We start from the raw sequence: 12,082 nt of genomic DNA on the forward strand, positions 1-12,082 counted from the left end.
TAATTACTGCTGATCTTCTGCAAACCAAGGTGCACGCGCTGTCATAATCAACTCACCTGCGCGCTCTTCGGTCATGCCTTCAATGTCTAGCAGCTCTTCAATAGACTGTTCTGCAAGATCTTCCATGGTAACCACACCACGGCTTGCTAATGTGTACGCTAGGGTACGTTCCATACCTTCCATAGTTAGGAGGTCTTCTGCTGGCTCTACATCGCCAAGTTGCTCTTCACCTGCAATTGCAAGGTTAAGCAGTGCATCTTTTGCGCGTTCACGAAGGGCGTCAACGATCTCCTCGTCAAACTCTTCGATCTCAAGCATTTCGTTAGCCGGTACGTAGGCAACTTCCTCAAGCGTGGTGAAGCCCTCAGCAACTAGGATCTCAGCAAGGTCGCTGTCGACATCAAGGTGCTTGATGAACAGATCCACTGTTTTACCCACTTCAGACTCGTGTTTAGACGCCGCTTCCGCTTCGCTCATCACGTTCAGTTCCCAACCAGTCAACTCTGCTGCTAGACGAACGTTCTGACCGGCACGACCGATCGCCATCGCCAAAGCATCTTCATCAACCGCGACGTCCATTGAGTGAGTCTCTTCGTCCATAACGATCGAAGCGACTTCAGCAGGCGCCATTGCATTGATCACAAGCTGCGCAGGGTTGTCGTCCCAAAGGATGATATCGACACGCTCACCACCCAACTCATCAGAGACGGCTTGAACACGCGCACCGCGCATACCAACACAGGCACCTACAGGATCTAGACGACGATCCTGAGTCTTAACAGCGATCTTAGAGCGAGCACCTGGATCACGAGCCGCTGCACGGATCTCAATCATCTGCTCGGCGATCTCTGGCACTTCGATAGAGAAGAGTTCGATCAACATCTCGTTTGAAGTACGGCTAAGGATAAGCTGTGGGCCGCGACCTTCAGAACGAACTTCTTGAAGCACCGCGCGAACACGCTCACCCATACGGAAGATTTCACGAGGTAGTAGGTTTTCACGTGGCAGAAGTGCTTCTGCGTTGTTACCCAGATCAACAATCACATTGTCGCGAGTCACTTTCTTAACAGTACCCGCGATCAATTCGCCCTGGCGATCACGGTAAAGATCAACTACTTTAGCGCGCTCAGCCTCACGGACTTTTTGTACGATAACTTGCTTCGCTGTTTGAGCTGCGATACGACCGAATGCAACCGACTCAACCTGCTCTTCGTGGTAATCACCAGGCTGCAGATTAGTGTCGATCTCTTCTGCCTCTTGCATGGTCAACTCGGTACCCAGTGCAGGAACCGCTTCGTTATCCACAACCAACCAACGGCGGAAGGTGTCATAATCGCCCGTTGCACGGTCGATAACCACTCGGATATCAGCTTCTTCGTCGTAGCGCTTCTTAGTGGCTGTTGCCAGCGCGACTTCAATCGCCTCAAAGATGACCGCTTTCGGGACATCTTTTTCGTTAGAGACGGCTTCAGCAACCAGTAGAATCTCTTTATTCATATCAGTTCTTCGCTCCTAATAGTCAAAGCGGATTAAAATTGCGGCACCACATTGGCCCGATCGATCAGGTCATGCGGTAACAAATATTCGTGATCATCAACGACCAAAAGCACATCTTCGCCTTCGATGCCGTTAAGAATCCCTTTAAACTTGCGACGCCCCTCAAACGGCGAGCGCAGACGCAGTTGAATCGTATGGCCAGCATACGCAGCGAATTGCTCTAGAGTGTAAAGGGGACGATCCATCCCTGGGGATGAGACTTCAAGGGTGTAGTTCTCTGAGATGGGGTCTTCTACATCCATCACAGCACTCACCTGCTGGCTAACGCGCGCACAGTCATCGACCGACACTCCGTTAGGGCCATCTATATAGATACGCAACAGGCTATTTTTACCTGACGCGTTGTACTCCAGCCCCCAAAGCTCCAAATCTAAGCCCTGCACAACTGGATCAATCAACTCTTGTAACAGCTTTAATTTTGCTGACACTGTTCACCTATAAATTTCAAAAACAAAAAATGGGTCATATAGACCCATTTTTGACTTATCTACCACCATGTACGGAAGGCAGATATCACTGTCTTCTGTTTGGACGCGGCCATCAAATAGCTACGAAAAAGCCCCATAAAGGGGCTTACCAAACAAGGATGTAACATCCTAAAAGTGGTAGTAAAAACCCGTCAAAACTAGTCTTCAGGATTTTCACAAATACCCAACGTAAAGTTGGTAGCGGGGGCCAGATTTGAACTGACGACCTTCGGGTTATGAGCCCGACGAGCTACCAGGCTGCTCCACCCCGCATCAAAAACAGGTAAATTTTACGCTTCACCCACTGCGTTTACAACTTGGTGCCCAGAGCCGGACTCGAACCGGCACGTCCTAAGACACTACCCCCTCAAGATAGCGTGTCTACCAATTCCACCACCTGGGCTAAACTTTTAGTTGTCTCCTGCTGTTGGAATCTCTGATTCCGACACAACAGGCAGTTCCGTTGTTGACGCTTGCTCAACCTGGGCAGCCGCTTCAATCGTTGCAGCATCAGGGATACCTGCATCACCAACAGACGCGGCTTTCTCTCTCGCGAACACAGCCAAAACGAAGCTGGTTACAAAGATACCCGCAGCAAGAATGGCTGTAACGCGACCTAGGAAGCTACCGCTACCCTGGCTACCGAAAACAGTTTGAGAGGCACCACCACCAAATGACGCACCCGCTTCTGCACCCTTACCCTGCTGAATAAGAATCAGGCCGATAACCGCTGCTGCAAGCAATACGTGAATGATAAGAACGATGGTTTCCATTCTAGCTTTAAACCTTAATTACGCACCGAAAACAGGGGTGCCATTTAAAAGAGGCGCAAATCTTACCCGAGCACCCGTCAAGATACAAGCGCCTGCAGCTCTTTTTCAACCTGCCCCGCCAGTGTCTCACAGACCTGATCCACCTCATCAAGATCGGAGCCTTCAACCATAACACGGACCACAGGCTCAGTCCCGGAGGGACGTAGCAATACGCGACCACGATCAGCCAAACGCGCCTCGGCTGCTGCAACATGCTCTGCCACGGCTGGCGAAGATGCGATATCTACCTTCTTACCCAAGCGCACGTTGATCATCTTCTGCGGTAGTTTTTGCATACCGTGCTTCAGCTGATTAATCGTTTTGCCTGACTGCGCGACCGCTTTAAGCACCTGAACAGCGGCAATGGTCGCATCACCCGTCGGTAGAATATTACGACAGACAATGTGACCTGACCCTTCGCCACCCAAATTCCAGTCGTGCTCTGCGAGCTGCTCTAATACATAGCGATCGCCCACTTTAGCTCGCACGAACGGAATATCCATTTTTGCCAGCGCTTGCTCTAAACCAAGATTGGTCATCAGCGTACCAACGACACCGCCCTGCAACTCACCGCTCTGCTGTAACGCCTGGGCAATGATGAAGAGGATCTCATCGCCATCGACGATCTCTCCCTTATGGTCAACAAGAATCAATCGATCGGCATCACCATCTAATGCAATACCCAGATCTGCCTCTGCTTCGAGCACTTTAGCTTGAAGTGCTGCAGGCGCCGTCGCACCACACTGCTCGTTAATATTTAGGCCGTCTGGATCGGTACCAATCTCGATGACTGAAGCGCCTAGCTCAGCAAAGACCTTAGGCGCAATGTGATAACCAGCGCCGTTGGCACAATCAACGACAACCTTAAGGCCCGCTAAATTCAAACAACCCGCGGCAGTCGATTTACAGAACTCTATGTATCGCCCAGCGGCATCATTGACTCGACGAACCTTGCCTAATTCGGCTGAGCTAACCGTAGTCATAGCCAGATCAAGCTGGGCTTCAATGCGCTCTTCGACATCATCTGGCAGCTTAGTGCCCGCCGAGCTGAAGAACTTAATACCATTGTCGTCATAGGGGTTGTGCGATGCACTGATCACAATACCGGCATCAGCGCGGAAGGTACGAGTTAGGTAAGCGATCGCTGGCGTTGGCATAGGGCCTAGCAATAACACATCAACACCGGCGGCAGACAGGCCTGCCTCAAGCGCCGACTCAAACATATAACCGGAGATTCGAGTATCTTTGCCAATCAGGACTTTACTACGTCCTTCACGGGCAAACACACGACCCACAGCCCAACCGAGCTTCAACACAAAATCTGGGGTGATAGGAAAGGTTCCTACCTGTCCACGAATACCATCTGTACCAAAATAACGACGACCCAATTTAGATCCCTTCCTTTAAAACGGCTTCCGTCATACGAACCATATCGACGGTTGCTAAAACATCATGCACACGAATAATTTTTGCACCGCGCTCAACCGCGAGCGCAACGGTTGCAAGACTACCAAAGAGTCGCTGGTCAGCCTCACGATTAAGCACCTGGCCCACCATGGTTTTTCTAGAGGTGCCCGATAACACAGGCACGCCTAAGTCCAATAATTTATCCAAGCGATTGAGTAACTGTAAATTATGTTGCAAGGTTTTGCCAAACCCAAAACCGGGATCTACGATTAATCGTTCTTTCGCAATCCCTGCAGCCATACACCGATCTAACTGCTGATCGAGAAAATCCATCACCTCAGAGACCACATCGGCATACTCTGGCTGTCGCTGCATTGTCGCCGGGCTACCCTGCATATGCATCAGACAGATTGGCAGATCCGTTTTTGCAGCAGCCTCTAGCGCGCCTTCACGCCCAAGCGCTCTAACATCATTAATGAGACCAGCCCCTAGCTTGGCCGATTCTGAAATCAATTGAGCCGAGCTGGTATCGATGGAGACGACCACATCGATCTCGGCATTGATTCGTTCCAGAACAGGCAAAACGCGATCCATCTCCTCCTGCTCACTGACTTCAGCGGCACCAGGACGAGTCGATTCACCGCCGATATCAACAATCGTCGCGCCGTCGTTAACCATCTGCTGGGCATGCTGGAGCGCTTTATCAATCGAGAGCGCAGAGTGTTGATAGAGGTGACCGCCATCCGAAAAGGAGTCAGGCGTCACGTTAAGAATACCCATTACCTGCGTTTTAGAGAGATCGAGTACTCGACCGGCACACTGTAGCTGCGTCACATTTCTACCTTTATTCATACACTCTGCAAACAACGAAAAAGCCCTCACGAGTGAGGGCTTTTGTGAATCACGATATTACTGTTTGGGCTCGTCTTTTTGATCATCTTGAGGATCGCCCCAACCCGACTGACCCTCGTTAGATTGAGAAGCTTGATCATCCTGATCTACTTCTGGCACATCAGACTCAGCGACAGACTCAGAACTGTTAGCCGCCTCTTCCTCTTTGACGGCATCAACACGCTCTTGAGAATCGTTCCAACCCTCTGGCGGAGTCACCTCTTGACGCGCCATCAACTGATCAATTTGATCGCTGCTGATCGTCTCGTAGGTCATCAACGCTTCACACATTGAGTCAAGGATATCACGGTTATCCGTCAGAATTTGGTAAGCCTTCTGGTAGCACTCATCGATGATTTTGCGAACTTCGGCATCGATCTTGTTCTGAGTTTCACCCGACATCGGTTTAGATGGCTGCCCCATGCCGCGACCAAATGGATCATCATCTTCATCACCGTAGAGCAGTGGACCCAACTCATCGGTCAGACCCCAACGCGTCACCATGTTGCGCGCAAGCTGAGTCGCACGCTGAATATCGTTTGAGGCACCGGTTGTTACCCCCTCTTTACCCAGTGTCATCTCTTCCGCAATTCGGCCACCGTAAAGCGAACAGATTTGCGAGATAATGCCCTGACGACTGAACGAGTAGCGATCCTCTTCAGGAAGGAACATCGTCACACCCAACGCACGACCACGCGGGATGATAGACACTTTGTAGACAGGATCATGCTCAGGCATCAGACGACCGACAATCGCGTGACCTGCCTCGTGGAATGCCGTATTCAGACGCTCTTTGTAAGACATGACCATAGAGCGGCGCTCAGCACCCATCATGATCTTATCTTTCGCTTTCTCGAACTGCTCCATACCGACAGTGCGACGGCTATCGCGTGCGGCAAACAGGGCTGCTTCGTTAACCAGGTTAGCCAAATCAGCACCCGAGAAGCCCGGCGTACCACGCGCAATCAACTCAGGCTTAACATCATCACCCAGCGGAACTTTGCGCATGTGGACTTTAAGAATTTTTTCACGACCTTGAATATCAGGCAGACCAACGTGCACCTGACGGTCAAAACGACCTGGACGTAGCAGAGCAGGGTCAAGCACATCGGGACGGTTGGTTGCCGCGATCACGATGATACCCTCAGTGCCTTCGAAACCATCCATCTCGACAAGAAGCTGGTTCAACGTCTGCTCACGCTCGTCATTACCACCGCCAAGGCCGACACCACGTGAACGACCAACCGCATCAATCTCATCTATGAAGATAATACAAGGCGCATGTTTCTTAGCTTGATCAAACATGTCACGCACACGTGACGCACCGACACCGACAAACATCTCAACGAAGTCAGAACCGGAAATACTGAAGAAAGGCACCTTAGCTTCGCCAGCAATCGCCTTAGCAAGCAGCGTCTTACCGGTACCAGGGTTACCTGCCATTAGGACACCACGAGGGATATGGCCACCTAAACGCTGGAATTTACCTGGATCGCGAAGGTAGTCGACCAACTCAGCAACTTCCTCTTTGGCCTCTTCTACACCTGCGACATCTTCGAAAGTTGTTTTGATCTGATCTTCACTCATCATGCGCGCTTTCGATTTACCGAAAGACATAGGGCCGCCTTTACCGCCGGCACCGCCCTGCATTTGGCGCATAAAGAACATGAAGATGGCAATGATGATAAGAATCGGGAAGGTCGCGACGAGCAGCTGCTGCCATAGACTCTGCTGCTCAGGCATTTTGCCTTCAACGACGACATTGTGCTCTAGAAGGTCATCAATCAGCTTGGGATCCGAGATCGCTGGGCGAACGGTTTCAAAGCGATCGCCATTCTGACGCACACCTTCGATGGTAAAACCATCAACCGTCACACGCTCAATTCGGCCTGATTGAACCTCTGCCACAAAGTCAGAGTAGCTCAAGCGGCCGCTCTCGGTTTCGGCGCTAAAATTATTAAAGATGGTTAGCAGTACGGCTGCAATCACTAACCATAGCACCAAATTTCTTGCCATATCGTTCAACTTCTTACCCTCTATAAACTAAAACGAAAGCTCTATATAAAAGCTATACGTCTTTAAAACCTTTTCCGAGCAGATAGACCTCACGCGAACGCGCGCGAGACGAATCTGGCTTTCGGGTGACCACCGATTTAAAGTTACTGCGCAGTTCTGCCAGGTAGGGATCAAACCCTTCACCCTGAAATACTTTCACCAAAAAGTTGCCGTTCGGTTTCAGTATCTGACGCGCCATATCCAACGCCAACTCCACCAAATACATCGCAGCTGGCTGATCGGAAGATGCATTACCACTCATATTGGGGGCCATATCTGAAATTACAAGGTCTACTGGCTCATCTCCTATCGCAGAGAGGATCTCCTCGAAGACGGAATCTTCCGTAAAGTCGCCCTGAACGAATGTAACACCGCCCAGCGGAGCCATCTCAAGAATGTCCGAAGCCACTACACGGCCGGAGTCACCAACAATTTCGGCCGCCACTTGAGACCAACCACCTGGCGCAGCGCCCAGATCGACAACCGTCATTCCGGGCTTAAACAGATGGTCTTTATCATTCACTTCCATCAACTTATAGCAGGCGCGTGAACGGTACCCATCATCTTTAGAACGCTTTACGTATTGATCGTCAAAATGCTCTTTTAACCAACGACCACTGCTTTTAGATCTTGCCAAGGGATGTTCCTAGAAAGCATCACTCTATGATGCATGCAACAAAGGGGTTAAAATGAAGAAATTGTAACGCCCACCAAATTTAAGGCACTAATTCTAATATGAGCTTAACAACTGATCAAAAAAAGCGTCTTCGCACGCGTGCACACACTTTAAACCCAATCGTTATGGTTGGCGGCAACGGACTGACTGAAAACGTTCAGTTAGAAGTAGACCGAGCGCTGGAAGATCACGAACTGATCAAAGTAAAGTTCGCCGTTGGCGATCGTGACCTAAAGCGCGAACTGATTAAAGAGCTAGTCGCTGTTGTTGAAGCAGAACTGGTGCAAGAGATCGGTAACGTAGCGGTGCTATTCAGAGCGTCGGATGAACCAAATCCAAAACTCTCCAATCTAATGCGTTAATCATTGGTTCATTTATTGATATTACAGGCCTTACAGCTTAATTAAATGTAACCAACCCCCTATTCAAAAATGTGAACAAGGGATTGTTGAACAACCGTATAAAAAATAGTGTTACGCAACGAGACGCTTTAATAGAAGAAAAACAACTTCTAATATCTAGATCCAACTCAACGAGTTTAATGATTCTTGAGCTAGTATTAACAAGTTAGTCGATGTCTTGTTTAAAACCCCAAGGAGAAAAATAATGATCAAACGTATTATCGCTCAGACTGCCGGTGTTGCAGTTCTTGGCGCTGCTATTGCAGCTTCTGCACAGGCCGCTGAATTTAACCTAAAGATGCACCACTTCCTTCCTGCGAAGGCACCTGCACACGCTAAGTTCTTCCAGCCATGGGCTGATTCTATTGAAGAAGCGTCTGAAGGCCGTATCAAGATCAAGATTTACGGTTCAATGTCTCTGGGTGGTAAACCACCTCAGCTAGTTGACCAAGTTCAAGACGGTTTCGTTGACATCATCTGGACGCTTCCTGGTTACACTCCAGGCCGTTTCCCAGCGATCTCTGCATTTGAAAACCCATTCATGGTAACGGATGCATACGAAACGTCGCAGGCACTTCAGGCTTACTACGAAGCTAACCCAGAAGTTCAGAAAGAGTTTGCTGATATGCACCCTCTAGCATTCTGGACGCATGACCGTGGCGTTGTTTACTCTAAAGGTGACGCAATCGACTCTGTTGCTGACTTCGCTGGCAAAAAGATTCGTAACCCAAGCCGTCCAGTTGCTGCTGCTCTAGATGCTCTAGGCGCTACTCCAGTCGGTATGCCTGTACCAGAGATGCCACAGGCACTGGCCAAAAACGTGATCGACGGCACAGTGATTCCATTTGAAATCGTACCTGCTCTCAAACTTCATGAGCTTGTCGACAACGCGGTTGAAGTTCAAACAGAAGATGGCCGTGGTCTATACACCGCAGTATTCCTTTTGGGCATGAACAAAGCTAAGTACGAATCAATGCCTGCTGATCTTCAACAGATCATGGATGACCACGCTGGCATTTACTTCGCCAAGCTAGGCGGTGAGTTCTTCAAAAACGCTGAAAACTACGGTCGTAAGCTGATTGACGAGAACGCAACTCGCTCACAGATGCCAGCTGCAGAAGTGAAGAAAATGCAGGAAGTAACCGCTAACGTACCCGTTGAGTGGGTTAAAGAGATGGACGGTCTAGGTCTACCAGGCCAGAAGCTTCTTGACTCAGCTAACGCTATGCTTGAGAAATACAGCAAATAATTAAAAGGTGTTCAAGTGACAACACTGTTACTGAAAACCCGGTCTCTAGCAGACCTCTACGAGCGAGCCACTTTGTGGCTCGCTCTTTTATCAGGATTCATCCTGACGATCATGGCATTCACTACGGTGACCAGTGTGGCGGGACGATACTTTTTCTCCTCGCCCATCAATGGTGATACCGAGATTGTCCAAATGTTTACCGCTGTGGTTGTTGCGTTAGCAATGCCCTACTGCCAAATGCGCTTTGGCAACGTCATTGTCGACGTCTTAACAGCTTCAGCTCCCGCGCCTTTCCGTCTCACTATGGATGTTATCGGCAGCCTAATTTTGGCCGTACTCTTCTACTTCCTTGCGACACAAGCCTATGAAGGCGGTTTAGCCGCTCAGAAATACGGCAATGAGACGATGATGCTGCGGATGAAAGAGTGGTGGTTCTATATGACCATCGCCTTTGGCTTTAGCCTTACCTCTATCGCTGGTGTGCTTAAACCACTGGCAATGATTGCAGAATATAAGGGTGTGAAATGAGTGACGAATTAACGGCAGGCGTCATTATCCTGTTCATGCTAGTCATCATGTTTTTGCGTGTGCCGATCGGCATCGCAATGATGCTTGCCGGTGCGGTCGGTTACTCAATCATCGACGACTTCAGCACCCTAATGTTCTACATGAAGGGCTCATCCTTCGGACAGATGGCAAGCCATTCGCTATCGATCATTCCTCTGTTCCTACTGATGGGTAACCTCGCAACTCGTTCAGGTATTAGCCGTTCACTATTCACCGGTGTTAACGCCTTTATTGGCCACTACCGCGGTGGCCTGGCTTTAGCTGCCGTTGGCGGCTGTGGTGTATTTGGTGCGATCTGTGGTTCATCACTGGCAACAGCAGCGACTATGGGTCAGGTGGCACTTCCAGAGATGAAACGGCACGGCTACCACGGTGCTATGGCAACAGGCGCACTAGCCGCTGGTGGTACTCTAGGCATTCTAATCCCACCATCCATCGTGCTGATCATCTACGCGATCATGACCGAGCAGAACATCGTCAAGCTCTTCATGGCAGCGATGGTACCCGGCATCATGGCGATCATGGGCTACATGCTGGTTATCGCGATTCTGGTGAAGCTGAAGCCTCACTACGCGGACAAGAGCGCGAAAGCGAGCTGGTCTGAACGCGGTAAGGCACTGCTTGAACTGCTACCTGCAAGCTTCCTATTCATTGGTGTATTGGGTGGTATCTACGGCGGTATCTTCACACCTTCTGAAGCAGCCGCTTACGGTGTGGTCGGTACCATCGTCATTGCGCTAATCAACCGCCAACTTACCTGGGATGGATTCATCGACTGTATCAAGCAGACCGCTATCAACAGCGCGATGATCTTTGTCATCCTTCTAGGTGCCGATATCTTCAATGCCTTCCTGAGTCTAAGCGGCATGCCAGAGACACTGGCGGAGTGGATTCTGGATCGCGAATTGTCGCCTATGCTGGTACTGATGTTGATGTTAGCTGTCTACCTAGTGCTGGGCTGTTTGATGGATTCACTCTCGATGATCCTTCTGACAGTACCGATCTTCTTCCCAGCCATCATGGGTTTAGACTTCGGCATGACTGAAGAGCAGACCGCGCTCTGGTTCGGTATCATCTGTTTGATCGTGGTTGAGGTCGGCATGATCACCCCACCGGTAGGGATGAACGTCTTCATCATCAACAAAATCGCAGAGGGCGTTCCAATGCGGGATACCTTTGTCGGTGTTCTACCCTTCTTGGCGTCAGACTTCGTTCGCGTAGCCTTGCTACTGCTATTCCCTGTTCTGACCTGGGGTATTATTCCGGATTAAGCGCGTTAAATCGTACTGCAAAAACCGCCTTTATGGCGGTTTTTTTTGTTGGAGCCATATCGAAGATGTGGCGATCTTTTCGGTGACTGGCCTTCAGCCTGTCATCCGCTGTTGAAATCGATCGGGGTTTCAGCAGAGCTGAATTCCCTCCTACAATAGGACTTCGCGACAAGCCCGTAACGGAGTCCTACTGTAGGAGCGAATTGCCCGTAGGGCAAACCGCGAAAATATTCCGAAGCTTGTCACCTGATTTGAAATTACGCTAGAGCAGTGTCTCAACATACTCCGGCAGCTCTTGTGCTGGCGGTACTGGCTTGGAGTTACCCTCATCATCCAGTGCGACAAACTTGAAGATTGCTTCGGTCACTTTTTCACGATGACCTATGCGACTGCGGCGCACCCAGCACTCCACTTTGATATCCATTGAGCTACTACCGACTCTAACCACTTCGGTGTAGACACCCAGTACATCTCCGACACGAACCGGGCGGATAAAGCTCATACCATCCAGTGCAACCGTCACCACTCGACTCTGTGCACGCTGGCCCGCACATATACCGGCAGCCATATCCATTTGTGACAATACCCAACCACCGAAGATATCGCCTGAGGGGTTGGTATCAGCCGGCATTGCGATGGTACGGGTAGTAAGACGGCCTGTAGGGGTTTCTTGGGACATGAGGAACTCCAAATAATAAAAAACCGCCCGAAGGCGGTTTTTTGAATCAG

The 12,082-nt window shown here is 50.0% G+C and carries 12 protein-coding genes and 2 tRNA genes; 4 read left to right on the forward strand and 10 right to left on the reverse strand.

Going from position 1 to position 12,082, the window contains the following annotated elements:
* Nucleotides 1-3 precede the first annotated feature (3 nt).
* The 9 genes from nusA to rlmE all read right to left on the reverse strand — a co-directional run bounded on the left by nusA (nucleotide 4) and on the right by rlmE (nucleotide 7,826).
* Complete coding sequence (gene nusA, locus XMD530_RS02185) at nucleotides 4-1,497, reverse strand: transcription termination factor NusA (protein WP_173480241.1); 1,494 nt, start codon at nucleotides 1,495-1,497, stop codon at nucleotides 4-6.
* 32 nt (nucleotides 1,498-1,529) lie between these two features.
* Complete coding sequence (gene rimP, locus XMD530_RS02190; RefSeq protein WP_173480240.1) at nucleotides 1,530-1,985, reverse strand: ribosome maturation factor RimP; 456 nt, start codon at nucleotides 1,983-1,985, stop codon at nucleotides 1,530-1,532.
* 235 nt (nucleotides 1,986-2,220) lie between these two features.
* Nucleotides 2,221-2,297, reverse strand: a tRNA-Met gene (locus tag XMD530_RS02195).
* A gap of 45 nt (nucleotides 2,298-2,342) precedes the next feature.
* Nucleotides 2,343-2,427, reverse strand: a tRNA-Leu gene (locus XMD530_RS02200).
* 7 nt (nucleotides 2,428-2,434) lie between these two features.
* A complete protein-coding gene (gene secG, locus XMD530_RS02205; RefSeq protein WP_173506663.1) occupies nucleotides 2,435-2,797 on the reverse strand; it encodes a preprotein translocase subunit SecG in 363 nt (120 codons plus the stop codon).
* Between the two features lie 77 nt (nucleotides 2,798-2,874).
* Entirely contained in the window at nucleotides 2,875-4,224 is a 1,350-nt protein-coding gene (glmM, locus tag XMD530_RS02210) for a phosphoglucosamine mutase (RefSeq protein ID WP_173506664.1), read from the reverse strand.
* A 1-nt stretch (nucleotide 4,225) separates the two neighbouring features.
* Nucleotides 4,226-5,095 carry a dihydropteroate synthase gene (folP, locus tag XMD530_RS02215; RefSeq protein ID WP_173480237.1) on the reverse strand — a complete coding sequence of 290 codons (870 nt, stop codon included), beginning with the start codon at nucleotides 5,093-5,095 and terminating at the stop codon, nucleotides 4,226-4,228.
* Nucleotides 5,096-5,152: 57 nt separating this feature from the next.
* On the reverse strand, nucleotides 5,153-7,150 hold the full coding sequence (ftsH, locus tag XMD530_RS02220) for an ATP-dependent zinc metalloprotease FtsH (RefSeq protein WP_173489040.1): 1,998 nt from the start codon (nucleotides 7,148-7,150) through the stop codon (nucleotides 5,153-5,155).
* Between the two features lie 52 nt (nucleotides 7,151-7,202).
* On the reverse strand, nucleotides 7,203-7,826 hold the full coding sequence (gene rlmE / locus XMD530_RS02225; protein ID WP_173506665.1) for a 23S rRNA (uridine(2552)-2'-O)-methyltransferase RlmE: 624 nt from the start codon (nucleotides 7,824-7,826) through the stop codon (nucleotides 7,203-7,205).
* A 98-nt stretch (nucleotides 7,827-7,924) separates the two neighbouring features.
* Here rlmE and yhbY point away from each other — a divergent pair, with 98 nt between their 5' ends.
* The 4 genes from yhbY to XMD530_RS02245 all read left to right on the forward strand — a co-directional run bounded on the left by yhbY (nucleotide 7,925) and on the right by XMD530_RS02245 (nucleotide 11,353).
* The gene (yhbY, locus tag XMD530_RS02230; RefSeq protein WP_173480234.1) at nucleotides 7,925-8,227 is read left to right on the forward strand and encodes a ribosome assembly RNA-binding protein YhbY; all 303 of its coding nucleotides are present in this window, start codon (nucleotides 7,925-7,927) and stop codon (nucleotides 8,225-8,227) included.
* A gap of 244 nt (nucleotides 8,228-8,471) precedes the next feature.
* On the forward strand, nucleotides 8,472-9,515 hold the full coding sequence (locus XMD530_RS02235; protein ID WP_217364141.1) for a TRAP transporter substrate-binding protein: 1,044 nt from the start codon (nucleotides 8,472-8,474) through the stop codon (nucleotides 9,513-9,515).
* 15 nt (nucleotides 9,516-9,530) lie between these two features.
* Nucleotides 9,531-10,043, forward strand: a complete 513-nt coding sequence (locus XMD530_RS02240; RefSeq protein WP_173482975.1) for a TRAP transporter small permease — start codon at nucleotides 9,531-9,533, stop codon at nucleotides 10,041-10,043.
* On the forward strand, nucleotides 10,040-11,353 hold the full coding sequence (locus tag XMD530_RS02245) for a TRAP transporter large permease (RefSeq protein ID WP_173482976.1): 1,314 nt from the start codon (nucleotides 10,040-10,042) through the stop codon (nucleotides 11,351-11,353). The genes XMD530_RS02240 and XMD530_RS02245 overlap by 4 nt, the downstream gene beginning before the upstream one ends.
* 262 nt (nucleotides 11,354-11,615) lie before the next feature.
* Here XMD530_RS02245 and XMD530_RS02250 read toward each other — a convergent pair whose 3' ends face one another.
* Nucleotides 11,616-12,032 (reverse strand): acyl-CoA thioesterase, encoded by a 417-nt coding sequence (locus XMD530_RS02250; RefSeq protein ID WP_173483789.1) that lies wholly within the window; start codon nucleotides 12,030-12,032, stop codon nucleotides 11,616-11,618.
* Nucleotides 12,033-12,082: the final 50 nt, after the last annotated feature.

Source organism: Marinobacterium sp. xm-d-530, from assembly GCF_013283365.1.
Taxonomy (GTDB): Bacteria; Pseudomonadota; Gammaproteobacteria; order Pseudomonadales; family Balneatricaceae; genus Marinobacterium_E.